This is a genomic window from Streptomyces nitrosporeus (assembly GCF_008704555.1).
In the GTDB taxonomy this organism is placed as follows: domain Bacteria; phylum Actinomycetota; class Actinomycetes; order Streptomycetales; family Streptomycetaceae; genus Streptomyces; species Streptomyces nitrosporeus.
This window is the reverse complement of the sequence record NZ_CP023702.1, coordinates 1,151,485-1,176,623: the sequence shown is the minus strand read 5'-3', so window position 1 is coordinate 1,176,623 and position 25,139 is coordinate 1,151,485. Positions and strand designations below refer to the sequence as shown.

Genomic DNA, 25,139 nt, shown 5'->3' with positions numbered 1-25,139 from the left:
CGGTGTTTCGGGCTCCGGAGCCGGGACAGCCGCATGTGCACGGAACACAGGCAGAGAGGGTGCGCACCCATGGCCAAGCAGAACGTGTCGGAACAGTTCGTCGACATCCTGGTCCGAGCAGGCGTCAAGCGGATGTACGGCGTCGTCGGCGACAGCCTGAACCCCGTCGTCGACGCCGTTCGGCGCAACGCCGCCATCGACTGGATCCAGGTCAGGCACGAGGAGACCGCCGCGTTCGCCGCCGGTGCCGAGGCGCAGATCACCGGGAACCTCGCGGTGTGCGCCGGATCGTGCGGGCCCGGGAACCTGCACCTCATCAACGGCCTCTACGACGCCCACCGCTCGATGGCCCCGGTCCTCGCCCTGGCCTCGCACATCCCGTCGAGCGAGATCGGGCTGGGGTACTTCCAGGAGACCCACCCCGAACTCCTCTTCCAGGAGTGCAGCCACTACAACGAGATGATCTCCAACCCGCAGCAGATGCCGAGGCTGCTCCAGACGGCCATCCAGCACGCCGTCGGACGCGGCGGGGTCAGCGTCGTCTCGATGCCCGGGGACATCGCCGGCCGGCAGGCCCCCGAGAAGTCCGTCGAGCACGCCCTCGTGACCTCACGGCCCTCCGTACGGCCCGGTGACGAGGAGATCGACGAACTCTGCCGGCTGGTCGACGCCGCCGACCGGGTGACGCTGTTCTGCGGCAGCGGTACCGCCGGGGCGCACGCGGAGGTGATGGAGTTCGCCGAACGGGTGAAGGCCCCGGTCGGACACGCGCTGCGCGGCAAGGAGTGGATCCAGTACGACAACCCGTACGACGTCGGGATGAGCGGACTGCTCGGCTACGGCGCCGCCTACGAGGCGACCAACGAGTGCGACCTGCTCATCCTGCTGGGCACCGACTTCCCGTACAACGCCTTCCTCCCCACCGATGTGAAGATCGTGCAGGTCGACGTGCGCCCCGAGCGCCTGGGCCGCCGCTCCAAGCTGGACCTGGCGGTCTGGGGCGATGTGAAGGAGACGCTGCGCTGCCTGACGCCCCGCGTCCAGGTCAAGAAGGACCGCAAGTTCCTCGACCGGATGCTGAAGAAGCACGCCGACGCGCTGGAGGGCGTCGTCAAGGCATACACCCGCAAGGTCGACAAGCACGTGCCGATCCACCCCGAGTACGTGGCGTCCGTGCTCGACGGACTGGCCGACGACGACGCGGTGTTCACGGTCGACACCGGGATGTGCAACGTCTGGGCGGCCCGCTACCTCACGCCCAACGGCAAGCGCCGGGTCATCGGTTCGTTCAGCCACGGCTCGATGGCCAACGCCCTTCCCCAGGCCATCGGCGCCCAGCTCACCGACCGGAACCGGCAGGTCGTGTCGATGTCCGGCGACGGCGGGTTCTCCATGCTGATGGGGGACTTCCTCACCCTCGTCCAGTACGACCTGCCGGTGAAGATCGTGCTGTTCAACAACTCCTCCCTGGGCATGGTCGAACTGGAGATGCTGGTCGCCGGCCTCCCGTCCTCGGGCACGATTAACAAGAACCCCGACTTCGCGGCGGTCGCCCGGGCGGCGGGGGCGTACGGCGTACGGGTGGAGAAGCCCAAGCAGCTGGAAGGCGCGCTCAGGGACGCCTTCAAGCACAAGGGTCCGGCGCTGGTCGACGTGGTCACCGACCCGAACGCGCTCTCCATCCCGCCGAAGATCAGCGCCGACATGGTCACCGGCTTCGCCCTCTCGGCGAGCAAGATCGTGCTGGACGGGGGAGTGGGGCGGATGCTCCAGATGGCCCGCTCCAACCTCCGTAACGTGCCGCGCCCCTGAGTTCCGCGGCCGGGCCGCCGCCGGACGGCCTCAGCGCAGGCGCAGGGTCCCGGGCGCGGTCCGGTCGGTGATGATCTCCACCAGGACGTCGAAGAGGGTCGGCCCCCGGCCCGCCCGGGCCTCGGCCAGCTCCCGCTCGGTCCGCGCCCTGTTCGCGGGATGGACACGGGGCAGCAGGGCCTCCAGCCGGCGGGCGGTCTCCTCGTGCCCCAGGGCACGGGCGGACAGCGCGTGGTCGCGCCACTCGATGGTGAAGGAACCGTCGTCCGGAGTACCGAAGCCACCGCCCAGACAGTCCGCGAACGCGTCGAGGTTCCGGCCGAAGTAGCCTCCTGGGCCGTTCACCGCCTCGCCGAACAGCTCGAAGAAACGTGCCAGGCCGGTGACCTCGGAGCCTTCGATCACATAGGTCACGGTCGCGGTCATGCGGCGAGGGTACAGGGAGGGCCGCCGGCGGACGGACGTGAACGGGCGCGGACGGCCACGGCTCCGGCCGGGCGCCGGACCCGCGGGTCCGCGCCGCCGGTGGGGGACGGCGGCGCGGACCGGACCGGGGCGGTGCCGTCAGCAGCCGTGGTCGACCAGGTCGAAGGACTCGTAGTGGTCCGCGGTGTAGTAGTCCTCCTCGGCCGCCTCGCCCGTGACGATCCGCCGGGCACCACGGGTGTCCGAGCCCTGCGTGATGACGGTGTACTCGTGGTAGTACCCCGTCGACCGGCTCGGCAGGACGCCTTCCCGGTTCTGGAAGACGGTGCCGTCCTGGGTGTAGGGGAACGGGCCGCCCTCCTCGATGAGGCCGAGCGTGTCATGCGCCTGGGAGGGCAGAGCGGAGTAGCAGACGCTGCCGACCGATGCGGCGGAAGGGGCGGTGGCGGCCGTCGCGGCGGTGGGGGCGCCGACGAGGAACACGGACAGGAGGGCGGCGACGCCGCCGAGGGTGGTGAACCGTGGGGGGATTCGCATGTATCCATGATGACGCGCGTAGACATCGGTTCGTCAACGCCAACCCATGTGAATCTTCTGGGAGTTGTCTGTGAATACGAACGGTGCCGCCGGTGTGTCCGCACCCGGGCCGGCGCCCGCCGCGTTCAGGGCTTGGCGTCGGGGAACGCGTGAGCGCCCGCCGGTGGGGCATGCATCCCGTGTAGGCGTTCGACAACTGACGGAAACGAAGGAGTGTGCACACAGGTGCGAGCGGGGGAGACGGAACGGCTCATGGCAGGGGACGCGGCACCACGGGGGAGGAGCCGGCCGGAGCGGCTGTACCGGCGGGTCGGGCACACCGACCTCTCGGCCGTGGGCGAGGTGCGGGGCGAACTGCGGAGATTCCTGCGTCACCGCTCGGGCCCGGAGGAGACCGACACCGCCGAACTGCTGCTCAGCGAACTGGTCACCAACGCGCTGATACACACCCGCAACGGGGCCGCCGTCACGGTGACCTCGGCGCCCGGACGGCTACGGGTGGAAGTGCGCGACTTCATGACGGAGGGGCAGCCCGCGCCGTACGTACCGAACGCCGACGACGGTACGCACGGCCGGGGGCTGCTCCTGGTGCAGAGCCTGGCGGACTCCTGGGGAGTCCTGGCCCAGACGCTGGGGAAGGTGGTCTGGTTCGAACTGACCGGGGGGAGGGCCTGACAGGCGCGGGACATGGACTCTCAGCCGAACTGCTGCTCCAGATCCTTCAGTTTCTGCTCCAGCGAGTCGAGCCGGGGCAGGGTCTGGGTGTCGTCCTCGGCGGTGAGGTCGACGGTCACGGGGTCACCACCCGCCCCCCGGGCCGAAGTGCTTCTGGAGTCGGGGCCGTTCACGGCTTGCAGGGACGGCCGGGGGCGCAGGGGCAGCTGTCCCGGCTCCGCTATGGCCGGCTCCGCTATGGCCGGTGTGCCGCCGGACGGAGGCGCGATGGCCTGCTGCACCTCGACCTGGCGTCCGCCGCGCCCGCCGCGGCCCCAGGCCCGGTTCTGCCGGTTGAGGGCCTTGATGCGGGCACGCTCCAGCTTCGCCCGGTCCCGTCGGCGGTGCCGGTCCTGCTCCTTCTCCCTGCGGTCCTCACGCACCTCGTCGACCGCCTCGTCGAGGGTGCGTACGCCCTCCAGGAGCATCAGCGACCAGGCACCGAAGGTCTCCCGGGGGGCCCGCAGCCACCGGACGATACGGATCTGCGGCAACGGACGGGGTACCAGGCCCTGTTCGCGCAGCGCCGCACGGCGGGTCTGCTTCAGCGCGCGGTCGAAGAGCACCGCGGCCGAGAGCGACATCCCCGCGAAGAAGTGCGGGGCGCCCGCGTGGTCCAGGCCGCGCGGTGCGTGCACCCAGTTGAACCAGGCCGCGGCGCCCGCGAAGGTCCACACCAGCAGGCGGGACCCCAGAGCGGCGTCCCCGTGGCTGGCCTCCCGGACGGCGAGCACCGAGCAGAACATCGCGGCCCCGTCGAGCCCGAAGGGCACGAGGTACTCCCAGCCCCCGGAGAGGCTCAGATTCTGCCGGCCGAAGCCGACGAGCCCGTGGAAGGAGAGGGCGGCGGCGACCGCGGCACAGCAGAACAGCAGAACGTACGAAGCGGTGGCGTACAGCGCCTCCTTGCGTCTGCGGCGCTCCTCGCTCCGTTCCCAGCTGTCGTCGGCCGCGGCCTTCTCAGCGGCGCGCCTGCCGCGCGCGACCACCGTCACCGCCGCCATGACCCCTACGAGCAGCACGGCGCCCGGAAGCAGCCAGTCAAGCGATATGTCGGTCAGTCTCATGCGCGGTTCCTTGTTGTCACGGAAGGGCTTTTCGGGCGCCATCGTGACGGAAGAGACCGCCTCGCTCAGGGACTTTCGGGGTAAGTGAACGCCATCGTGGTGATTCCCTGTACCGATGGGCGGAATCTTCTCGAACTTCCGAACGAGTCAACCGTGTTGTGTTCGAGTCGATGTCACCCGGCAGGGCGGCGTGAGCCGCCGGCCGGCCGGGCGGGCGGACCGCTGGTTCAGGGGGCGGGCGTCAGTTTCCGGACGCGCTCGGCGTCGCAGGTGCGGGGGCACGTCACACAGGTGTCCTCGGGCCGCAGGGTGTAGAAGAGGCAGCAGCTCGCCCGGTCGCGGGTGGGCAGCGACTCGCCGTTCGGGCCGGTCAGTTCGCGGAAGCCGGCGGTGCCCACGTACGGCTTGACGGTGCCGGGCAGCAGCAGCTCCAGCTCGGCCATCGCGCGGCGTTCCTCGCCGAGCAGATGGGCGATGTACCAGAGGCCCTCGACCACCTCGTCGGTCGCCATGCCCCAGAGCGCCCGCCTGCCGCGGCGCATCCGGGGCCCGAAGCCGTCCAGCACCGGTCCGAGGTGCTCCGCGACGGCGGCGAGCGCCTCGGACCGCAGGGCGGCCTCGTCGGGCACCACCCGGGCGCCGGGCAGCGCCGCCGCGGGGTCGTCGGGCAGGCAGGCGAAAGAGGGGGTCCGCACGGCGAGGCGGCCCAGCGCCCGGTGGAAGAAGACGCCTTCCGCCGGGATGCGGGGGACGCGCCGGTCCAGGAACCACGGCACGGTCACCAGCAGGCAGGCCGGCCAGGCGTAACGGTGGAGGCCGAAGCTGGCCACCACGTCCGGGCGGGCCCGGGTGCCGTAGTCCCGGAGCACCTGGGCCTCGTCGAAGGCCAGGAAGGCGTCCAGGGCGGCGCCGCCCGCGGCGAGGCCGGACGCGCTCACCCAGCCGCTGTCCGAGGGTGCGCCGGCGTCGTCGGCGAGTACCTCGGCGCGGAGCCCGGGGAAGACCTCGGTCAGGCGCGCGTAGGCCGGTGCCACAGGGGACGGGGCGGCGGCGAGGAGTGCGGGGACGGCCATGCAGGGACCACCGAATCGCGATCGTTTACAGGTAAGCCTTACCTTACCCGAATCGACCGGTGTTTGAACTGAGGGCCGCTCCGCCTATCGTGCACAGGGGACCGGAGGCACGCGAGCCGGTCCCGGCAGGGCCGGATCGGGCCCGCGACGTCCCGGCCCGCGGGCGGACGGGAAGCGTGCGGACACGATCGAGGAGGTACCGGTGGAGCAGGCCGGAACGCGAGGGGACGCCGCCACGCCGGCGCGCGTCCTCGCCGGCCACTCGCCCGGGCCGGACCGGGCGAGTGGCCGGGTGCCCGGACAGGCGCGCGGCGAGCACGCCCACGGCGAGCCGCCCGCGCCCCGTGCGGCGTCCGGCGCCGTGCGCCGCCACTCGGTGCGCGGCCAGGTCCTGGACGCCCTGCGGGCCGCCCTGGTCGAGGGCGAGCTGACCCCCGGTGAGGTCTACTCCGCACCCGCGCTCGGCGCCCGCCTCGGCGTCTCCGCCACCCCGGTGCGCGAGGCGATGCAGCAGCTGGCCCTCGAAGGCGCGGTCGAGGTCCTACCGAACCGGGGGTTCCGGGTCAGCGAACGCGGCCCCCGTGAGCTGGCCGAACTGGCCGAGGTGCGCGCGCTGATCGAGGTCCCCGTGATGCTGCGGCTCGCCCGTACCGTCCCGTCCGGCCGGTGGGACACCCTGCGCCCGATGGCCGAGGCCACGGTCGAGGCGGCCGCCACCGGGGACCTGGCGGGCTACGCCGAGCGCGACCGCGCCTTCCACCGCTCCGTCCTCGCCCTCTCGGGCAACGAACAGCTCCTGGCGGTCGCGGACGCCCTTCACCGCCGCTCCCAGTGGCCGGCCGGCGGCCCGGCCGGACGGCGGGCGGACCTGGTGGCCGACGCCTTTGAGCACACCGCGCTGCTGGACGCGCTCGTCGCCGGCGACCTGACCGCCGTCCGGACGCTGGTGCGCGACCACTTCGGCGGCGCGGAGGGCTGAGGCCCGCACGGGCCCGTGCCCGGGTCAGTTGGCTTCGGCGGTGTGCGGGTCCGGCGGTTCCAGATGAGGGGCCAGCCAGGTCGGCACCCCGCCCAGCAGACGGAAGAGACGGCCCGCCTCGGCCCGCAGCCGGGCCGCCTCCGCGGGCTCCGTCTCCGTGTCGGCGAGCGAGATCAGCGCGGGGGCCGTACCGACGAGATAGCCCAGCTCCTCCCTTATCCGCAGCGACTGCGCGAACCCGTGCCGGGCCTGGGCCAGATCGCCTTCCTGGAAGGCCAGCGAGGCCAGCTGCCGCCAGGTGAAGGAGAGCAGCAGCGTGTCCCGCTGGTCCAGGGCCCCGGCGTGCGCCCTGGTGTAGGCGGCCCGCGCCGACTGCGGTGCCCCGGCCAGGTTCTGGGCGATCAGCCCCCGGCGGAAGTACAGCAGCGCACGCCCGGGGGCCGACGGAGGGAGCAGGGCCGCCGCCCGGCTCAGCGCCACGCTCGCCTCGTCGGCCCGGTCGCGCGCGCCGAGCAGGGTGGAGGCGTACGCCAGGTAGCCGCGCTCACAGGCGGCCGCCCCGCGTCCGGTGTCGTCGTGGGCGAGCGCCTCGGCCGTACGCAGCGCCTCGTCCGCGTCGGTCCAGCCCGTGCCCGTGTAAAGGCACCGCTCGGTCAGCAGGGCGGTGCGCTGGAGGGCGAGGGCGGGATCGGTGGCCGCGTGGGGTTCGAGCAGCGCCGCCGCGTCGGTCCAGCAGGCGCGTGAGCGCAGCCGCCATACCGCGGTCTGGAGCGGCGGATCGTCATCTGCTGTCGTTCCGGAACCAGACATGGCGGTATGCGCCACATTGCCCTCCCCGAGCGCGCCATCGAGCTGTTGAGAAGCTGCCACCCGTCCCCCGGGACCCCTGTGTGAGCCGGGCCACGGTTTCCGGGTCTGCGCGCATCTCAGCACGGATTGGCACGCCGGGCCAAGAGGCGGGATCGATGTCAGGTGAAAAATTTCACAATCGCCCGGACCGGCGCGGGGCCGTGATATCGCCGAACGCTCAGCTCATACGCAGGGCGAGGAAGAAATCGAGCTTGTCCTCCAGCCGGGAAAGGTCACGTCCCGTCAACTGCTCGATACGTCCGACGCGATAGCGCAGTGTGTTGACGTGGAGGTGCAGCCGGGCCGCGCAGCGGGTCCAGGAGCCGTCGCAGTCCAGGAACGCCTCAAGGGTCTCGATCAGTTCCGCGCGGTGGCGCCGGTCGTAGTCGCGGAGCGGGTCCAGCAGCCGCGCGGTGAACGCGCGGCGCACGTCGTCGGGCACGAAGGGCAGCAGCAGGACGTGGGAGGCCAGTTCGTGGTGGCCGGCCGCGCAGACCCGGCCCGGCCGGGCCGCGGCGACCCGGCGGGCGTGCCGGGCCTCCTCCAGGGCGCCGCGCAGCCCCTCCGCGGAGTGCACGGCGGCGCTGACACCCAGTGTCAGGCGGCCGTCCTCACCGAGCCCGGCGGCCAGCGGACCCCGGACGGAGTCGAGCAGCGCCCCGGCGTGCAGCGCGGCGTCCCCCTGCGCCGGGTCCGCCGCCGCGGCGCCCGGTGCCGCCGCCTCCCGCGGCGCGGTGTCCAGGGGGCCGCGGGAGGCGCCCTCCGCGGCGAGCGGGACGAGCGCGATGGCCTCGCCGCCCGTGTGCGCGACGGCGATCCGCTCCGCCGGGTCGAAGCCGGCCGCCGACGGGCCGGCCAGGATCTCCTCCAGCACCGCCTGGGCGGCCTCGCCGCCGTTGGCCCCGGACTCCCGGCCGCCGTCCTCCTGGGACGCCCATTCGACCTTGGCCACGACCACCTGCCAGTGCGGTGCCGAGCCGAGGCCGGGCAGCAGGACCGGAGCGGCCACCCGCAGCCTGCCCGAGATCTCCGCCGGGGCCGCGCCCGTCTGCACCAGCTCCAGGACCTCCTGGGCGAGCCGGCGGCGTACCGTGCGGGCGGCGTCGCGGCGGTCGCGTTCCACCGCGATCAGCTGGGTGACGCCCTGGAGCAGGTCCAGCCGGGCCGCCGGCCAGTCCCCGGCATCCGCTTCTACCGCCAGCAGCCAGTCGGAGAGCGCCGCCGCGCGGGCGTCCTGGGGCGCCGGGGGCAGGGTGCCGCGTTCACCGCGTACCGGGAACAGCGAGTAGGTGGTGCCCTCCGCCTCCGCCCGGTGCGGGCCGGGACGGCCCGCGCGGGCCGCCGCGAGGTGCTGCCCGGCCAGCGCCGCGCCCACCGGGGCGGGCAGCGGCCGGCCGGACCCCGCGATCTGCCGGCCGGTGGGGGACAGGACCCAGGCCCGCAGGTCCAGGTCGGTGGTGAGCAGGTCGAGGACCACGTCGGGGCCGCCGCCCGCCGGACCCGAGGTCATCAGCCGGCGGTGGCGGTCCACGACGGCGGCCAGGTCACCGGCCCGCTCACCGGAGACCTGGCGCACCACGTGCTCGGTGATCGTCGCGAAGGCGACGGTCTCACTGACCGCGAAGAGCGGCAGCCGGTGACGGCGGCACGCCTCGATCAGATCGGCCGGCACCGGACCGAGTTCCGCCTCGCCGGCCGCCAGCCCGGCGACCTGGGCGGCCACCAGGATCCGTACGAACGGCTCGGAGTCGGCGGCGTCCCGGCGCCAGGCGAGCCCCGTGAGCACCAGTTCGCCACCGGAGAGGTAGCGACTGGGGTCGCGCAGGTCGGTCGTCATGACGCCCTGGACCGCCCGGTCCAGCTCGTCCTCGCCGCCGAGCAGCCGCAGGCCCAGCGCATCGGTGTCCAGGAGGGCGCGCAGCCGCATCGTCGTTAGCCGCCGTTCTTCTTCGTGGGGAGTGGTTCGCCGGTGGTTCGGACCGTGGTTCAGGTGGTGCGGGGGTGATGGCTGATACCTGTGGATTGCGGAGAGGTTACCGGCATCCGCCATTCGTTCGAATCTACAAGACGACGAGGTCGACCAGCGAATTCCTTCATGGTTTCGGTGACTGCACCGACTGGAGCAAGCCTTGTGTACTGGGCCACACGCCGCGTGAACAACACAAGAACGATTCCGAGGGCCGGCCGTCCCCCGCCCCGGCCGCAGATCCCGGCCACGGGGCCCGCCCGCCGGGCCCCGGCCCGGATCCCGGCGCCCGAACGTCCCGACCGAGAAGAAGAGAGCCGCGCATGGACTTCCTTCGCCCCGCCAGCTGGGAGGAGGCGCTCGCCGCCAAGGCCGAGCATCCGACGGCCGTGCCCATCGCAGGGGGCACCGATGTGATGGTCGAGATCAACTTCGACCACCGGCGGCCCGAGTACCTCCTGGACCTGAACCGCATCGGCGAACTCTCCGCGTGGGAGACGGGGCAGGACACCGTACGCCTGGGGGCCTCGGTGCCCTACAGCGCGATCATGGAGAACCTGCGCGCCGAACTGCCCGGCCTGGCGCTCGCCTCGCACACCGTCGCCTCGCCCCAGATCCGCAACCGCGGCGGGGTCGGCGGCAATCTGGGCACCGCCTCACCCGCGGGGGACGCCCACCCGGCGCTGCTCGCCGCGGGCGCGGAGGTCGAGGCCGCGTCCGTGCGCGGCACCCGGATGATCCCCATCGACGACTTCTACACCGGCGTCAAGCGCAACGCCCTCGCCGAGGACGAACTGATCCGCGCCGTGCACATCAGGAAGGCCGACGGACCGCAGCAGTACTCCAAGGTCGGCACCCGCAACGCCATGGTCATCGCCGTCTGCGCGTTCGGCCTCGCCCTGCACCCGCGGACCCGGACCGTGCGCACCGGCATCGGCTCGGCCGCGCCCACGCCCGTACGGGCCACCGCGGCCGAGGAGTTCCTGGCCGCCGCGCTGGAGGAGGGCGGGTTCTGGGACAACGGGAAGATCATCACCCCGTCCGTGGCCAGGCAGTTCGCCCAGCTCGCCGCGGGCGCCTGCAACCCCATCGACGACGTACGCGGCACCGCCGCCTACCGCCGGCACGCCGTCGGCGTCATGGCGCGCCGCACGCTGACCTGGACCTGGGAGCAGTACCGCTCCACGGGCCGCACCCTCGAAGGAGCCGCCTGATCATGCGAGTCAACGTCACGGTCAACGGCCGCGAGCAGCAGGTCGACGACGTCTGGGAGGGAGAGTCCCTGCTCTACGTCCTGCGGGAGCGGATGGGGCTGCCCGGCTCCAAGAACGCCTGCGAACAGGGCGAGTGCGGCTCCTGCACGGTCCGCCTGGACGGCGTCCCGGTCTGCTCCTGCCTCGTCGCCGCCGGACAGGCCGAGGGCCGCGAGGTCGTCACCGTCGAGGGCCTCGCCGACTACGCCCGCCACCGCGAGAGCGCGCACCCCGGCGCCGGCTGCGCCACCCGCTCCTGCGCCGCCGGCGCGACGGCCGGCGCACCCGGGGACGGTCAGAGCGCCGAGGCCGGCGAACTCTCCCCGGTCCAGCAGGCGTTCGTCGACGCGGGCGCGGTGCAGTGCGGTTTCTGCACCCCCGGCCTGCTGGTCGCCGCCGACGAACTGCTGGAGAGCCACCCCTCCCCGTCCGACCAGGACATCCGCGAGGCGCTCTCCGGCAACCTCTGCCGCTGCACCGGCTACGAGAAGATCCTCGACGCGGTCCGCCTCGCGGCCGCCCGGCAGGAAGAGGCGGCCCGATGACCACGGCACCGCGCCCGCGAGCCGCCACCGCGTCCGTCCCGGCCGGCGTCCCCACCACGCTCACCCAGGGATCGGGGACCAGCGGGGGCATCGGCGAGTCCACGCTGCGCCCCGACGGCGTCCTCAAGGTCACCGGCGAGTTCGCGTACTCCTCGGACATGTGGCACGAGGACATGCTGTGGGGCCACACGCTGCGCTCCACCGTCGCGCACGCCGAGATCCGGTCGATCGACATCGGCGAGGCCCTCGCCACGCCCGGTGTCCACGCCGTGCTGACCTACGAGGACCTGCCCGCCGCGACGAAGAACTACGGCCTGGAGATCCAGGACACGCCCGCCCTCGCCCACGGCAAGGTCCGCCACCACGGCGAACCGGTCGCCCTGGTCGCCGCGGACCATCCCGAGACGGCGCGCCGCGCCGCCGCGAAGATCAGGATCGACTACGCCGAACTGCCCCTCGTCACGGACGAGGCGTCCGCGACCGCACCCGGCGCGGTCCTGGTCCACGAGGGCCGCACCGACCACCACATCGCCCACGTCCCGCACCCCAACATCGTCCACCGCCAGCCCGTCGTCCGCGGCGACGCGGACGCCGCCGCCCGGCGCGCCGACGTCGTCGTCACCGGCGACTACGTCTTCGGCATGCAGGACCAGGCCTTCCTCGGCCCGGAGTCCGGCCTCGCCGTGCCGTCCGAGGACGGCGGTGTCGAGCTGTACGTCGCCACCCAGTGGCTGCACTCCGACCTCCGCCAGATCGCCCCCGTCCTCGGCCTGCCCGAGGACAAGGTCCGTATGACCCTCTCCGGCGTCGGCGGCGCCTTCGGGGGCCGCGAGGACCTGTCGATGCAGATCCACGCCTGCCTGCTGGCGCTGCGCACCGGCAAGCCCGTCAAGATGGTCTACAACCGCTTCGAGTCCTTCTTCGGACACGTCCACCGGCACCCGGCCAGGCTCCACTACGAGCACGGCGCCACCAAGGACGGCAAGCTCACGCACATGAAGTGCCGGATCGTGCTGGACGGCGGCGCCTACGCCTCCGCCTCCCCGGCCGTCGTCGGCAACGCCGCCTCGCTGGCGGTCGGACCGTACGCCGTCGACGACGTCGCCATCGAGGCGATCGCCCTCTACTCCAACAACCCGCCCTGCGGTGCCATGCGCGGCTTCGGCGCCGTCCAGGCGTGCTTCGCCTACGAGGCGCAGATGGACAAACTGGCCGCCGCGCTGGACATGCACCCGGTCGAGCTCCGCCGGCTCAACGCCATGGAGCAGGGCACCCTGCTGCCCACCGGCCAGCGCGTCGACTCGCCGGCCCCGGTCGCCGAACTGCTGCGCCGCGTCAAGGCCCGCCCCCTGCCGCCCGAACGGCAGTGGCTCTCGGCCGACGCGGAGGGCAGCTCCGTCGACGTACGCGCCCTGCCCGGCGGGCTCTCCAACACCACGCACGGCGAAGGCGTCGTACGCGGTGTCGGCTACGCGGTCGGCCTCAAGAACGTCGGCTTCTCCGAGGGCTTCGACGACTACTCCACCGCCCGGGTGCGGATGGAGGTCGTGGGCGGCGAACCCGTCGCCACCGTGCACACCGCGATGGCCGAGGTCGGACAGGGCGGGGTCACCGTCCACGCCCAGATCGCCCGTACCGAACTCGGGGTCAGCCAGGTCACCATCCAGCCGGCGGACACCCGGGTCGGCTCCGCCGGCTCCACCTCCGCCTCCCGGCAGACGTATGTCACCGGCGGGGCCGTGAAGCACTCCTGCGAGGCCGTCCGCGAGCGCGTCCTGGAGATCGGCCGCCGCAGGTTCGGCACCTGCCACCCCGCCTGGGCCACCGCCGAACTCCTCCTGGAGGGCGGCAAGGTCGTCACCGACGGCGGCGAGGTGCTCGCCTCCCTCGCCGAGGTCCTCCAGGACGAAGCCGTCGACATCGAACTGGAGTGGCGCCACCGGCCCACCGAGCCCTTCGACCTGCGCACCGGGCAGGGCAACGGCCACGTCCAGTACTCCTTCGCCGCGCACCGCGCGGTCGTGGAGGTCGACACCGAGCTCGGCCTGGTCAAGGTCGTCGAGCTCGCCTGCGCCCAGGACGTCGGCAAGGCCCTCAACCCGCTGTCGGTCGAGGGGCAGATCCAGGGCGGCACCACCCAGGGGCTGGGGATCGCCGTCATGGAGGAGATCATCGTCGACCCGAAGACCGCGAAGGTACGCAACCCGTCCTTCACGGACTACCTGATCCCCACCATCCTCGACACGCCGGCCATCCCGGTCGATGTGCTCGAACTCGCCGACGACCACGCCCCGTACGGGCTGCGCGGCATCGGCGAGGCCCCGACCCTGTCGTCCACCCCGGCCGTCCTCGCGGCGATCCGGAACGCGACGGGGCTGGAACTCGACAGGACACCGGTGCGCCCCGAGCACATCACCGGCGCCTGACGGACCGTGGGCGGTACGCGCCGTACGCGCACCGCCCACGGGCACCACCGCCCCACCCGCAAGACCAGTTCGCCTCGGGCCGTCCCCCGGGTCGTGCGCCTCGCAGTCATCCCGGGTCCCGCGGTCACGAGAGCTTCACGCGGGCGCCCCTGTGAACCTTGGGAGTCAGGCAACATGACCCAGCAGTCAGTGGAACCCGGGACGAGCGCGGAGGACGCGGGCCCCGGCCCGCGCGTCCCCGCCGGACGGTCCTGGCCCGACCGGTACTTCCACATATCCGAAAGAGGATCGACGCTCGCGCGCGAGGTGCGCGGCGGCGTCACGACCTTCATGGCCATGGCGTACATCCTCCTGCTCAACCCGCTCATCCTGGGCGGCGAGGACGTCGACGGGAACCTGCTCGGCAGGTCCGGGCTGATCACCGCCACCGCGCTCGCGGCGGCGGCCACCACCCTGCTCATGGGCTTCGCCGGCAAGGTGCCGCTCGCGCTCGCCGCCGGGCTGAGCGTCTCCGGGGTGCTCGCCTCCCAGGTCGCCCCCGCCATGACCTGGCCCCAGGCCATGGGCATGTGCGTGGTCTACGGGCTGGTGATCTGCCTCCTGGTCGTCACCGGCCTCCGCGAGATGATCATGAACGCGATCCCGCTCGCGCTGAAGCACGGCATCACCATCGGCATCGGGCTCTTCATCGCCCTCATCGGCCTGTTCAAGGCGGGCTTCGTCCACAAGGGGGAGGCGACCCCGCTCTCCCTCGGGCCCGCCGGCGAACTGGCGGGCTGGCCCGTCCTCGTCTTCGCCGTGACCCTGCTGCTCATCTTCATGCTCCAGGCGCGCGGCGTCCCCGGCGCGATCCTGATCGGGATCGTCGCCGGCACCCTGGCCGCGGCCGTCGTCAACGCCGTCGGTGACATCGACCCCGGGGCGTGGAGCAGCGGCCCGCCCGAGCTGAGCGGCGGCGCGGTCTCCTCGCCGGACTTTTCGCTCTTCGGGAACGTCGAGTTCGGCGGCTGGGGCGACGTCGGTGTGATGACCGTCGGCATGATCGTGTTCACGCTCGTCCTGGCCGGCTTCTTCGACGCGATGGCCACCATCATCGGGGTCGGCACGGAGGCGGGACTCGCGGACGACAAGGGCCGGATGCCGGGCCTGTCGAAGGCGCTGTTCATCGACGGCGCGGGCGGTGCGATCGGCGGCGTGGCCGGGGGCTCCGGCCAGACCGTGTTCGTCGAGTCGGCGACCGGGGTCGGCGAGGGCGCCCGCACCGGGCTCGCCTCCGTCGTCACCGGCCTCTTCTTCGCCGCCTGCCTCTTCTTCACCCCGCTCACGGCGATCGTGCCGGCCGAGGTCGCCTCGGCCGCCCTGGTCGTCATCGGCGCCATGATGATGCAGAACGCCCGGCACGTGGACTGGGCAGACCGCTCCGTCGCCGTGCCGGTCTTCCTGACCGTGGTCCTGATGCCGTTCACGTACACCATCACCACCGGTGTCGCCGCGGGCGTCATCTCGTACTCCGCGATCAAGCTGGCCCAGGGCAGGGCCCGTGACGTCGGCGCCTTCATGTGGGTCCTCACACTGGTCTTCACCGTCTACTTCGCCCTCCACCCCATCGAGAGCTGGCTGGGCGTCAGCTGACGCCCGCCGCGCCCCCGTACCCCTGTCAGAAGGAGCCACGCCATGCTGGACATCGCCGAGGAGCTCCACCGGTGGGCCGCGCAGGGACGTGTGTTCGCCGTGGCCACCGTGGTGGCCGTCGGCGGCAGCGCCCCCCGGCAGCCGGGGGCCGCCCTCGCCGTGGACAGCGACGGCACGGCCGTCGGCTCGGTCTCCGGCGGGTGTGTGGAGGGCGCGGTGTACGAGCTGTGCCGACAGGCGATCGAGGACGGGACCACCGTGCGCGAGCGCTTCGGCTACAGCGACGACGACGCCTTCGCGGCCGGTCTGACCTGCGGAGGAGTCATCGACATCCTGGTGACCCCGGTGCGCGCGGACGACCCCGCGCGCCCGGTGTTCACCGCCGCCCTCACCGCCGCCGCCGAAGGCGTCGCGGCAGCGGTGGCCAGGGTCGTGGAGGGACCGGACGACCTGCTCGGCCGGCCCCTGCTCGTCCACGGCGACGGTACGTACGAGGGCGGGCTCGGCGGACACCCCGAACTGGACCGGACGGCCGCGGCCGAGGCCCGCGCCATGCTCGACGCGGGCCGCACCGGGCCGGTCGCCATCGGCGCCGAGGGCTCCCGCTGCGGCAGCCCCCTCACCCTGCTCGTCGAGTCGAGCGTCCCGCCGCCCCGGATGATCGTCTTCGGGGCCATCGACTTCGCCGCCGCCCTGGTGCGCGCCGGCCGCTTCCTCGGCTACCGCGTCACCGTCTGCGACGCCCGGCCCGTCTTCGCCACCGAGGCCCGCTTTCCGGAAGCCGACGAGGTCGTCACCGACTGGCCGCACCGCTACCTCGCCGCCACCGAGGTGGACGCCCGTACGGTGCTCTGCGTCCTCACCCACGACCCCAAGTTCGACATCCCGCTGCTGGAGCTGGCCCTGCGCCTGCCGGTCGGATACGTCGGCGCGATGGGCTCCCGCCGCACACACCTGGAACGGGAGGCACGCCTGCGTGAGGCGGGGGTGGGCGCACACCGGCTCGCCGCCCTGCACTCGCCGATCGGCCTGGACCTCGGCGCCCGTACGCCCGAGGAGACCGCCCTGTCGATCGTCGCGGAGATCGTCGCCGAGCGGCGCGGGGGCAGTGGGGCGCCGCTGACCGGTGCGCATACCCCGATCCACCACGAGTCCGTCTGAACAGCCCGGCCGGGCCTGTCAGGCGGGTAGCCGCCACGGCGGCTTCACGCCAGGGGAGAACCTGTCTGCCGCCCCCGGTTTACCGATAGATCAGCTGCATGACATTTTCCCCCTCCGGCTCCGGCCGGGCGCGACCCGCCCGTACGGGACGCAGAGCCCTGCTCCTGGCGACCTCCGTCGCCCTGGTGAGCGGTGTGATGCTTCCCGTCGCCGGGTCCGCCACCGCCGCCCCCCAGCCGCTCACCGCCGAGGACCGTTCCGGGGCCTCCGTACGCACCCATGACGTCACCCTCGTCACCGGGGACGTCGTGCACTACGTGGACGGGCCCGGCTCCCAGGACACCGTGACCGTGGACCGCCCCGACGGCGCCACCGGCGGTGTGCACGTCCAGCAGGCGGGCGAGGAGATCTTCGTCCTGCCCGACGAGGCGACCGCGCTGCTCGCGGCCGGCAAGCTGGACCGCCGCCTGTTCAACGTCTCGGCCCTCGTGAAGATGGGCTACACCGACGAGGCCACCGACGGCATACCCCTCATCGCCACCTACCCGGCGGGCAAAGCCAGGTCGCTGCCCGCCGCCCCCCGCGGTGCGAAGAAGGTCCGCACCCTGGAGTCCGTGCACGGCGCCGCCCTCTCGGCGGGCAAGGACACCGCCCGCGTCTTCTGGGAGGACATCTCCCGTACGCCGAAGGCGCGTTCGCTGGACAACGGCATCGCCAAGCTCTGGCTGGACGGCCGTTCCGAGGCCCTGCTCAAGGAATCCGTGCCGCAGGTCAACGCCCCCCAGGCGTGGGCCGAGGGCTTCGACGGCGAGGGCACCAAGGTCGCGGTCCTGGACACCGGGATCGACGTCGACCACCCGGACGTCAAGGACCGGATCGTCGCGGCCAGGAGCTTCGTGCCCGGCGAGGAGGTCGACGACAAGCACGGCCACGGCACACACGTCGCCTCCACCATCGCCGGCTCCGGCGCCGCTTCCGGCGGTGACAACAAGGGGGTCGCCCCGGCGGCGGACCTGATGGTCGGAAAGGTCCTGAGCGACGGGGGATCGGGCGCCGACTCGGGCATCATCGAGGCCATGGAGTGGGCGAAGGCCGAAGGCGCCGACATCGTCTCCATGAGCCTCGGATCCCCGGTGGCCGACGACGGCACCGACCCCATGGCGCAGGCGGTCAACGCCCTGTCGGCCGACGGCGGTCCGCTGTTCGTCATCGCCGCGGGCAACGCCTACGGCGCCGGCACCATCGGCTCGCCCGGCTCGGCGGACAAGGCGCTCACCGTCGCCGCCGTCGACAAGGACGACAACCGGGCCGACTTCTCCTCCATGGGCCCGCTGGTGCGTTCCTACGGCCTGAAGCCGGACCTGTCCGCGCCCGGCGTCGGCATCAACGCCGCCGCCTCGCAGTCGGTGCCCGGCATCGAGGGCATGTACCAGTCGATGAACGGCACCTCGATGGCGACCCCGCACGTCGCCGGCGCCGCCGCGATCCTGAAGCAGCGCCACCCCGACTGGCCGGGCCAGCGCATCAAGGACGCGCTGATGAGCTCCTCCGGGGAACTGCCCGCCTACACCCCGTACGAGCAGGGCACCGGCCGGCTCGACGTGAAGGCGGCGATCGACACCACGATCGAGGCCACCGGCTCCGTCGAGGTCGCCGCCTACGACTGGCCGCACAGCCCCGAGGACCCGGCCGCCGAACGCACCATCACCTACCGCAACACCGGTGACACGGACGTCACGCTGAACCTGGCCACCGACACGGACGCCGGGGCCTACACCCTGTCGGCCCCCACACTGACCGTGCCGGCCGGTTCCACCGCCGAGGCCGTCCTCACCCTGGACCCGTCGAAGGTCGCGAACGACACCCGGTTCTCCGGCCAGGTCGTCGCCACCGACTCCTCCGGGAAAACCGTCGCGCACACCGGCTTCGCCCTCCAGAAGGAGCAGGAGCTGTACGACCTGACGCTCGAACTCCGCGACCGCGCGGGCGAGCCGATGGACGGACAGATCGTCTTCGGCGCGCTCGGCGACCCGCAGCTCACCGGCATCCCGGTGTCCGGGAAGACCACGCTGCGGCTGCCCCCGGGCAACTACACCGCCTGGAGCGCCGCCGACGTCGAGGGGGACACCGCCGACTCGCAGGGCCTGGCCTTCCTCTCGGCCCCCGAGATCAAGCTGGACGGCTCCACCACCGTCGCCCTCGACGCCTCGAAGGCGCACAAGATCGACGTGCGCACCCCGAAGGAGACCGAGACCCGGCAGCTGCGGTACGACATGGCGCGCGTCTCGCCCGACGGCTTCGTCCAGCGCGACGCCTACCAGATCCCGCCGGTCTACGACCAGCTGTGGGCGAGCCCCACGGAGAAGGTCACCGAAGGCAGCTTCAGCTTCCTCACCCGCTGGCGCCAGGGCGAGGAACTGATCGGCCTCACCGCCGACGGCAAGGACATCCCCGTCGCCGTGCAGGGCGGCTCGGCCGTCGCCGAGGACAGCGAGCGCAAGCTGACCGCCGCCTACGCCGGCAACGGTGCCGCCGCCGGCTACAAGGGCCTCGACGTCAAGGGCAAGGCCGTCGTGATCACCCGCAGCGAGACCGTCACACCCGCCGAGCGGCTGGCCAACGCGGTGGCCGCCGGCGCCCGGGCGCTCTTCGTCGTCAACGACGGGCGCGGCGTCGCGATGGAGAGCTACCTGCCCTACGGCGAGGAGAGCACCATCCCGATCGCCTCGGTGCGCAGGACCGCGGGCGAGACCCTGATCAAGGCGGCGCAGCGCGGCAAGAAGCTCTCCGTCGACCAGAAGAAGTTCGCCTCCTACGTCTACGACCTGGTGGACCGCCACGACGGTGCAGTCCCGGACCGCCCGCTGTCCTTCGCCCCGTCGTCCCGGCAGCTGGCGAAGGTGGAGAACACCTTCTACGGCCACCAGGACGCGCTCGGCGCCGGCTACCGCTACGACATCCCGGAGTACGGGCCGGGCGTCGGCTTCGACGAGTACGAGAAGTTCCCGGGCACCCGTACCGAGTGGGTCACCCCGCTGCCCGGCGCCTCCTTCTGGTACGAGAACCACTCCGTGCTCGGTGCCGGCGGCTCCGGCACCGCCCTGGAGGTACGCGGAACCGACACGGACTACACGGCCGGCCGGACCTACCGCGACGACTGGTTCGCCCCGGTGGCACGGCCCCGGCTCGGCACCGGCTACTGGGGACCGTTCCGGACCTCGTACAACGACGTCCAGTTCAACATCAGCCCTTGGACCGACTCGGGCGAGGGCCACTCCGGCGCCATGCCCGACGACGAGTACGACACCACCTCCTACGCCTTCTACCAGGGCGACACCCTGATCAAGGACGGTGCGGGCCGGGCCGGTTACGCCTGGGACCTCTCCGCGAAGGCCCTGCCCTACCGCCTGGTCGTCGACTCGGAGCGCGACGAGGCCGCCTGGAAGACCTCCACGCGGACGCACACCGCGTGGGACTTCGTCTCCGGCGCCCTGCCCGAGGGCACCCAGAGGGCGGACATCCCGCTGCTCCAGCTCGACTACGACGTCGACACGGACCTGGCGGGCGACGTCAAGGCCGGCAAGAAGACCGAGATCGGTCTCTCCTCCGGCACCCAGGAGTGGCTGGACGGCGTGGTGAAGGCGACGAGGGCCTCGCTGTCGGTCAGCTACGACGAGGGCGCCACCTGGAGCGAGGTGGAGCTGCGCAAGGGCGCCGCGGGTGAGTGGACCGCGAAGTTCAAGACGCCCGGGCACGCGGACTCGGTCTCGCTCAGGGCCCGTGCCGAGGGACCGGGCGGGCTGGCCGTCGAGCAGGAGATCATCAGCGCCTTCGGCCTGAAGTGACGGTACCCGCTGTGAGATGACCGGCTGAAACGCCTGGTCGAGGTGGTCCCGCATCCCGCGCAGGGGTGCGGGACCACCTCTTTTTACGCGCTCTTGAAGATCAAATTTTGCCCACTTCGCCCGTATATGGTGGGTCATAACCCCAGAAAGGGATTTTTTGCGGTGCGGAGCGAGTTGCCAGAGGCGTGTCCGGAGGCTTATAAGAGGAGCGTGGCACAGGCGCTTCCGGGGATTCCGGGAAATGTCGCCATGGAGGTTTCCCATGTTTCTCACTCCGTCCGACACGGAGAAATTGCTGCTGAGTGTCGCGGGAATGGTTGCCCGCGACCGGCGGGAGCGCGGCGTATTGCTCAATTACCCCGAGGCCGTCGCCCTGCTTTCCTGCTGGGTGCTGGAGCGGGCTCGCGAAGGCGCTTCGGTCCATGAGCTGATGACCGCGGGACGTACCGTGCTCACCCGCTCCGACGTGCTCGAAGGCATCCCCGAGATGCTGCACGACGTCCAGGTCGAGGCGACCTTCCCCGACGGGCGCAAGCTGGTCACGATCACCTCCCCGATTCCGTGATCCCCGGCGAGATCCGGACCGGATCCGGAGTTCTGGAGATCAATGCGGGCCGGGAGATCTGTTACGTCACCATCGTCAACAAAGGCGACCGGCCCATTCAGATCGGCTCCCACCTGCATCTGCCCGACGCCAATCCCGCGCTTTCCTTCGACCGTGTACTCGCCGAAGGATTCCGCCTCGACATTCCATCCGGAACGTCATTGCGTTTCGAACCGGGGGTCGGCGCCGATGTGGCGCTCGTCGCCCTGGGCGGCCGGCGGGAGGTGCCCGGCCTGGTGCCGCGTACCCGTCCGTACCGGAGCCCGCGTACCGAGGACGAAGAGACGGGAGAGGGCTGATGGCCCAGCTGACCCGCGCCGCCTACGCGGCGCTCTACGGCCCGACCGCCGGTGACCGCATCCGGCTCGCCGACACCGGCCTGTGGATCGAGGTGGAGGAGGACCGCTGCTTCGGCGGCGACGAAGCGGTCTTCGGCGGCGGCAAGTCCATCCGCGAGTCGATGGCCCAGGCCACCACACCGAGCGCCGGCGGCGCCCTGGACCTCGTCGTCACCAACGTCGTCGTCCTCGACCACTGGGGCGTCGTCAAGACCGACGTCGGCGTCCGCGCCGGCCGGATCGTGGCCCTCGGCCGCTCCGGCAACCCCGACGTCAGCGACGGCGTCCACCCGGACCTGGTCATCGGCCCCGGCACCGACGTCGTCTCCGGCGAGGGCCGCATCCTCACCGCCGGCGCCGTCGACACCCACGTCCACTTCCTGATGCCGGAGACCCTCCACGAGGCGCTCGCCACCGGGACCACCACCGTCATCGGCGGCGGCACCGGGGCCTCCGAAGGGTCCAAGGCCACCACCGTCACCCCCGGTGCGTGGAACCTCGCGATGATGCACCGGTCCCTGGACCGGGTCCCGCTCAACGTCATGCTCTTCGGCAAGGGCTCCACCGTCGGCGAGGAGGGCCTGCGCGAGGCCGCGCTCGGCGGTGCCGGCGGCTACAAGGTCCACGAGGACTGGGGGGCCACCCCCGCCGCGATCGACGCCGCCCTGCGCGCCGCCGACACCTTCGGGCTCCAGGTCGCCCTGCACGCCGACAGCCTCAACGAGGCCGGTTACGTCGAGGGCACCCTCGACGCGATCGGCGGACGCGGCATCCACGTGTTCCACGCCGAGGGCGCCGGCGGCGGCCACGCGCCCGACATCATCACCGTCGCCTCGCACCCCCACATCCTCCCGGCGTCCACCAACCCGACGCTTCCGCACACCGTCAACACCGTCGCCGAACACCTCGACATGCTGATGGTCTGCCACCACCTCAACCCGCGCGTCCCCGAGGACCTGGCCTTCGCCGAGTCGCGTATCCGCGCCACCACGATCGCCGCCGAGGACGTCCTGCACGACATCGGCGCCCTCTCCATCACCTCCTCCGACGCCCAGGCCATGGGGCGGATCGGTGAGGTCATCTGCCGGACCTGGCAGGTGGCCCACGTCATGAAGGAACGGTTCGGCGTACTCCCGGGGGCCGGAGTGGTCCCGGGCGGCCCCGCCCTCCCCGCCGACAACGCGCGCGCCCGCCGCTATGTCGCCAAATACACCATCTGCCCGGCCGTCGCCCATGGCATCGACCATGTCGTCGGCTCCGTCGAACCCGGCAAGATGGCCGACCTGGTGCTCTGGGACCCCGCCTTCTTCGGCATCCGTCCCGCCGCCGTCATCAAGGGCGGCATGGTCGTCCACGCGCCGCTCGGCGACGCCAACGCGGCCATCCCCACCACCCAGCCCGTCCTGCTGCGCCCCACCGCCGCCGCCGGGGCGGCGGCCCGCCTGTCGGTGAGCTTCGTCGCCCCGGCCGCCCTGGAGGACGGCCTCGCCGAACGGCTCGGCCTGGAACGGGAGCTGGTCGCCGTGCGCCCCACCCGCCACCTGACCAAGGCGGACCTGCCGAACAACACGGCGCTGCCCGCCATCGACGTGGACCCCGAGACCTTCGCGATCCGCATCGACGGCGAACTCGTCGAACCCGCCCCGGCCACCGAACTGCCGCTCGCCCAGCGGTACAGCATGTTCTGATGGGCGCGCTCGGACCCCTGCTCCTGGCCGACGGCCGGCTCCCGGTCGGCGCGTACACCTACAGCGCCGGACTCGAACCCGCCGTCGCCGCGGGCCTCACCCGCGACCGGATCCCCGCCCTGCTGCGGGCCCGGCTGCACACCACCGCCGTCACCGAGGCCGCCGCCGCCGTCCTCGCCCTGCGGGCCGCCGGGCGGGAACCGGTGGACTTCGGGCCGGTCCAGACGGCACTGGAGGCCCGCACCCCGGCGGCCCCGCTGCGGGCCGCCTCCACCACGCTCGGCCGGGGCGTGCACCGCCTCGCCCGGCGCCTCGCCCCGGACCACCCGGCGGTCCTCGCCCTGGCGGACGTCCGGCCCAGACCCCTGCGCCCGGTGGCGCTCGGCGCGCTCGGGGCGGCGCTCGGCGTGGCGGAGGAGGACCTGGCGTACACCGTCGTCTACGACGAACTCCAGACCATCACCTCCGCGGCCCTGAAACTGCTCCCCGGAGACCCGCTCGACTCGGTCGCCTGGATCCTGGCCGCCGAACCGGACGCGGCACACGCGGTGAGGACCGCCCTCGCCGTACGCACCCCGGACACCCTGCCCGCCCGTACCGCCCCGCTCACCGAGCAGGGGGCACTCGACCACGAACGAAGCGAACGGAGACTCTTCCTTGCCTGAGCAGAACAACCAGCACTTCCACGCACCCCTCAACCAGCCCCGCGCCCTGCGCATCGGCGTCGCCGGACCCGTCGGCACCGGCAAGAGCTCCATCCTGGCGACCCTCTGCCGCGAACTGGCCGGAGAACTCTCCATGGCGGTCGTCACCAACGACATCTACACCGACGAGGACGCCCGCTTCCTGCGCTCCGCCGGCGTCCTGCCCACCGAACGCATCCGCGCGGTGGAGACCGGCGCCTGCCCCCACACCGCGATCCGCGACGACGTCAGCGCCAACCTGGACGCCGTCGAGGACCTGGAGGAGGCGTACGGCCCGCTGGACCTGGTGCTCGTGGAGAGCGGCGGCGACAACCTCACCGCCACCTTCAGCCCGGCCCTCGCCGACGCCCAGATCTTCGCCATCGACGTCGCGGGCGGCGGCGACGTGGCCCGTAAGGGAGGCCCCGGCATCACCGGTGCCGACCTGCTGGTCATCAACAAGACCGACCTCGCCCCCCACGTCGAGGTCGACGTGGAGCGGATGGTCGCCGACGCCTCCTCCGTACGCGACGGCCTTCCGGTCCTCGCCCTGTCCAAGCACGACACGGACTCCGTCGCACGGCTCGCGGACTGGGTGCGGTCGGTGCTGGCCCGCCACCGGGCCGGCAGCCACGTCCCCAGCGACCCGGGCCCGATGGCACCCCACAGCCACCCGCACCCGTGACCCCGGCCGGCGGACCGACCGTCGTCACCGTCCACCGGGACGGCGGCGGCCGGGACGTCGCGAGGGACCTGAGCCCCGGCACCTTCCTCGCCCCGCGCCCGCTGACCCCGTCCGCCGACGGGCTGCACCTCGCCCTGGTCGGCACCACGGCGGGCCTGCTCGCCGGTGACGACCTGCGCATCCGGATCAGCGTCGGCCCGGGAGCCCGGCTGCACCTCAGGGAACCCGCCGGCCTGGTCGCGTACGACCACCGGGGCGGCAGCTCCTCCTGGAACGCCGTGGTGGAGATCGCCGAAGGCGGTGAACTCACCTGGGACTCGAAGCCGTTCGTGGTGTCCACCGGGGCCGACGTGACCCGCGACATGGACGTGACGCTGGCCCCGGGCGCCCGGATGCTCTGGCGCGACACCCTGGTGCTGGGCCGCTCCGGCGAACGCGGCGGCCGGATCCGGGCCAGGACGCGTGCCGTCCACGACGGCCGCGAACTGCTGGTGGAGGACCTGGACCTCACCGACCCGGACCTGCGCGAACTCCCCGGCATCCTCGGCCCGCACCGGGTCATCGGCGCCGTCACCGCCCTCGGCGCCGACCCCGGCGGCCCCCCGCACCCCTCCCGCATGGACCTCGCCGGCCCGGGTGCGCAGGTACGGCTGCTCGCCACCGGGGCACCGGCCGTGGAACGGGAGCTGACGGCCGTCTGGCGGAGCTGGCGGGAACCCGGCGTCCACGGCGGCGGCCCCGCGGCCCCGTGACCGCTGCGGCCACACGGCCCGCGCGGGCCGTGCGGGGGCGCACGGCCCCGCGCCCCCGCCCCCGCTCCCGGGGCCCCCGCTCCCGGGGCCCGCGCCCCCGCCCC

At 72.7% G+C, this 25,139-nt stretch carries 21 protein-coding genes; 15 read left to right on the top strand and 6 right to left on the bottom strand.

The features are described from left to right. Window positions 1-69 precede the first annotated feature (69 nt). A complete protein-coding gene (locus CP967_RS05130) occupies window positions 70-1,812 on the top strand; it encodes a pyruvate dehydrogenase (RefSeq protein WP_150486792.1) in 1,743 nt (580 codons plus the stop codon). Between the two features lie 30 nt (window positions 1,813-1,842). Here CP967_RS05130 and CP967_RS05125 read toward each other — a convergent pair whose 3' ends face one another. Then, on the bottom strand, window positions 1,843-2,238 hold the full coding sequence (locus CP967_RS05125; RefSeq protein ID WP_150486791.1) for a barstar family protein: 396 nt from the start codon (window positions 2,236-2,238) through the stop codon (window positions 1,843-1,845). 138 nt (window positions 2,239-2,376) lie between these two features. Then, window positions 2,377-2,775 carry a guanyl-specific ribonuclease gene (locus tag CP967_RS05120; RefSeq protein ID WP_150486790.1) on the bottom strand — a complete coding sequence of 133 codons (399 nt, stop codon included), beginning with the start codon at window positions 2,773-2,775 and terminating at the stop codon, window positions 2,377-2,379. A 252-nt stretch (window positions 2,776-3,027) separates the two neighbouring features. Between CP967_RS05120 and CP967_RS05115 the strand changes: the two genes are divergently transcribed. Continuing rightward, window positions 3,028-3,450 (top strand): ATP-binding protein, encoded by a 423-nt coding sequence (locus CP967_RS05115; RefSeq protein WP_150486789.1) that lies wholly within the window; start codon window positions 3,028-3,030, stop codon window positions 3,448-3,450. Between the two features lie 20 nt (window positions 3,451-3,470). Here CP967_RS05115 and CP967_RS05110 read toward each other — a convergent pair whose 3' ends face one another. Further along, a complete protein-coding gene (locus CP967_RS05110) occupies window positions 3,471-4,556 on the bottom strand; it encodes a DUF2637 domain-containing protein (protein ID WP_150486788.1) in 1,086 nt (361 codons plus the stop codon). Between the two features lie 227 nt (window positions 4,557-4,783). Continuing rightward, on the bottom strand, window positions 4,784-5,629 hold the full coding sequence (locus tag CP967_RS05105) for a (2Fe-2S)-binding protein (protein WP_150486787.1): 846 nt from the start codon (window positions 5,627-5,629) through the stop codon (window positions 4,784-4,786). 202 nt (window positions 5,630-5,831) lie between these two features. Between CP967_RS05105 and CP967_RS05100 the strand changes: the two genes are divergently transcribed. Beyond that, window positions 5,832-6,608 carry a GntR family transcriptional regulator gene (locus tag CP967_RS05100; protein ID WP_229888368.1) on the top strand — a complete coding sequence of 259 codons (777 nt, stop codon included), beginning with the start codon at window positions 5,832-5,834 and terminating at the stop codon, window positions 6,606-6,608. A gap of 24 nt (window positions 6,609-6,632) precedes the next feature. Here CP967_RS05100 and CP967_RS05095 read toward each other — a convergent pair whose 3' ends face one another. Both CP967_RS05095 and CP967_RS05090 read right to left on the bottom strand, forming a co-directional pair. Then, a complete protein-coding gene (locus tag CP967_RS05095) occupies window positions 6,633-7,418 on the bottom strand; it encodes a hypothetical protein (RefSeq protein ID WP_150486785.1) in 786 nt (261 codons plus the stop codon). 217 nt (window positions 7,419-7,635) lie between these two features. Beyond that, complete coding sequence (locus CP967_RS05090; protein ID WP_150486784.1) at window positions 7,636-9,384, bottom strand: PucR family transcriptional regulator ligand-binding domain-containing protein; 1,749 nt, start codon at window positions 9,382-9,384, stop codon at window positions 7,636-7,638. Window positions 9,385-9,746: 362 nt separating this feature from the next. Here CP967_RS05090 and CP967_RS05085 point away from each other — a divergent pair, with 362 nt between their 5' ends. The 12 genes from CP967_RS05085 to CP967_RS05030 all read left to right on the top strand — a co-directional run bounded on the left by CP967_RS05085 (window position 9,747) and on the right by CP967_RS05030 (window position 25,035). Next, the gene (locus tag CP967_RS05085; protein ID WP_150486783.1) at window positions 9,747-10,637 is read left to right on the top strand and encodes an FAD binding domain-containing protein; all 891 of its coding nucleotides are present in this window, start codon (window positions 9,747-9,749) and stop codon (window positions 10,635-10,637) included. A 2-nt stretch (window positions 10,638-10,639) separates the two neighbouring features. Beyond that, window positions 10,640-11,221: a (2Fe-2S)-binding protein gene (locus tag CP967_RS05080; RefSeq protein ID WP_150486782.1), complete on the top strand. Its 582-nt coding sequence runs from the start codon at window positions 10,640-10,642 to the stop codon at window positions 11,219-11,221. Beyond that, entirely contained in the window at window positions 11,218-13,647 is a 2,430-nt protein-coding gene (locus CP967_RS05075; protein WP_150486781.1) for a xanthine dehydrogenase family protein molybdopterin-binding subunit, read from the top strand. Before CP967_RS05080 ends, CP967_RS05075 begins: the two co-directional genes overlap by 4 nt. A 174-nt stretch (window positions 13,648-13,821) precedes the next feature. Continuing rightward, on the top strand, window positions 13,822-15,279 hold the full coding sequence (locus CP967_RS05070) for an NCS2 family permease (protein ID WP_150486780.1): 1,458 nt from the start codon (window positions 13,822-13,824) through the stop codon (window positions 15,277-15,279). A gap of 42 nt (window positions 15,280-15,321) precedes the next feature. Then, entirely contained in the window at window positions 15,322-16,440 is a 1,119-nt protein-coding gene (locus CP967_RS05065; protein WP_150486779.1) for an XdhC family protein, read from the top strand. A 197-nt stretch (window positions 16,441-16,637) separates the two neighbouring features. After that, entirely contained in the window at window positions 16,638-20,285 is a 3,648-nt protein-coding gene (locus CP967_RS05060; protein WP_229888383.1) for a S8 family serine peptidase, read from the top strand. Between the two features lie 262 nt (window positions 20,286-20,547). Then, complete coding sequence (locus tag CP967_RS05055; protein WP_150486777.1) at window positions 20,548-20,850, top strand: urease subunit gamma; 303 nt, start codon at window positions 20,548-20,550, stop codon at window positions 20,848-20,850. Further along, window positions 20,847-21,188, top strand: a complete 342-nt coding sequence (gene ureB, locus CP967_RS05050) for an urease subunit beta (RefSeq protein WP_150486776.1) — start codon at window positions 20,847-20,849, stop codon at window positions 21,186-21,188. Before CP967_RS05055 ends, ureB begins: the two co-directional genes overlap by 4 nt. Then, complete coding sequence (locus CP967_RS05045; RefSeq protein WP_150486775.1) at window positions 21,188-22,915, top strand: urease subunit alpha; 1,728 nt, start codon at window positions 21,188-21,190, stop codon at window positions 22,913-22,915. The genes ureB and CP967_RS05045 overlap by 1 nt, the downstream gene beginning before the upstream one ends. Further along, on the top strand, window positions 22,915-23,580 hold the full coding sequence (locus CP967_RS05040; protein ID WP_150486774.1) for an urease accessory protein UreF: 666 nt from the start codon (window positions 22,915-22,917) through the stop codon (window positions 23,578-23,580). The genes CP967_RS05045 and CP967_RS05040 overlap by 1 nt, the downstream gene beginning before the upstream one ends. Then, window positions 23,573-24,283, top strand: a complete 711-nt coding sequence (gene ureG / locus CP967_RS05035) for an urease accessory protein UreG (RefSeq protein ID WP_150486773.1) — start codon at window positions 23,573-23,575, stop codon at window positions 24,281-24,283. The genes CP967_RS05040 and ureG overlap by 8 nt, the downstream gene beginning before the upstream one ends. Continuing rightward, the gene (locus tag CP967_RS05030) at window positions 24,280-25,035 is read left to right on the top strand and encodes an urease accessory protein UreD (RefSeq protein ID WP_150486772.1); all 756 of its coding nucleotides are present in this window, start codon (window positions 24,280-24,282) and stop codon (window positions 25,033-25,035) included. Before ureG ends, CP967_RS05030 begins: the two co-directional genes overlap by 4 nt. The last annotated feature ends 104 nt before the right edge of the window (window positions 25,036-25,139 follow it).

Excerpts from the sequence above, each read along its gene's own strand:
- CP967_RS05110 (WP_150486788.1), bottom strand. The coding sequence starts at position 4,556 with ATGAGACTGACCGACATATCGCTTGACTGGCTGCTTCCGGGCGCCGTG.
- CP967_RS05070 (WP_150486780.1), top strand. The coding sequence starts at position 13,822 with ATGACCCAGCAGTCAGTGGAACCCGGGACGAGCGCGGAGGACGCGGGC.
- CP967_RS05105 (WP_150486787.1), bottom strand. The coding sequence starts at position 5,629 with ATGGCCGTCCCCGCACTCCTCGCCGCCGCCCCGTCCCCTGTGGCACCG.
- CP967_RS05080 (WP_150486782.1), top strand. The coding sequence starts at position 10,640 with ATGCGAGTCAACGTCACGGTCAACGGCCGCGAGCAGCAGGTCGACGAC.
- CP967_RS05065 (WP_150486779.1), top strand. The coding sequence starts at position 15,322 with ATGCTGGACATCGCCGAGGAGCTCCACCGGTGGGCCGCGCAGGGACGT.
- CP967_RS05040 (WP_150486774.1), top strand. The coding sequence starts at position 22,915 with ATGGGCGCGCTCGGACCCCTGCTCCTGGCCGACGGCCGGCTCCCGGTC.
- CP967_RS05125 (WP_150486791.1), bottom strand. The coding sequence starts at position 2,238 with ATGACCGCGACCGTGACCTATGTGATCGAAGGCTCCGAGGTCACCGGC.
- CP967_RS05060 (WP_229888383.1), top strand. The coding sequence starts at position 16,638 with ATGCTTCCCGTCGCCGGGTCCGCCACCGCCGCCCCCCAGCCGCTCACC.
- CP967_RS05130 (WP_150486792.1), top strand. The coding sequence starts at position 70 with ATGGCCAAGCAGAACGTGTCGGAACAGTTCGTCGACATCCTGGTCCGA.
- CP967_RS05120 (WP_150486790.1), bottom strand. The coding sequence starts at position 2,775 with ATGCGAATCCCCCCACGGTTCACCACCCTCGGCGGCGTCGCCGCCCTC.
- CP967_RS05075 (WP_150486781.1), top strand. The coding sequence starts at position 11,218 with ATGACCACGGCACCGCGCCCGCGAGCCGCCACCGCGTCCGTCCCGGCC.
- CP967_RS05090 (WP_150486784.1), bottom strand. The coding sequence starts at position 9,384 with ATGCGGCTGCGCGCCCTCCTGGACACCGATGCGCTGGGCCTGCGGCTG.
- CP967_RS05045 (WP_150486775.1), top strand. The coding sequence starts at position 21,188 with ATGGCCCAGCTGACCCGCGCCGCCTACGCGGCGCTCTACGGCCCGACC.
- CP967_RS05095 (WP_150486785.1), bottom strand. The coding sequence starts at position 7,418 with ATGTCTGGTTCCGGAACGACAGCAGATGACGATCCGCCGCTCCAGACC.
- CP967_RS05055 (WP_150486777.1), top strand. The coding sequence starts at position 20,548 with ATGTTTCTCACTCCGTCCGACACGGAGAAATTGCTGCTGAGTGTCGCG.
- CP967_RS05085 (WP_150486783.1), top strand. The coding sequence starts at position 9,747 with ATGGACTTCCTTCGCCCCGCCAGCTGGGAGGAGGCGCTCGCCGCCAAG.
- CP967_RS05115 (WP_150486789.1), top strand. The coding sequence starts at position 3,028 with ATGGCAGGGGACGCGGCACCACGGGGGAGGAGCCGGCCGGAGCGGCTG.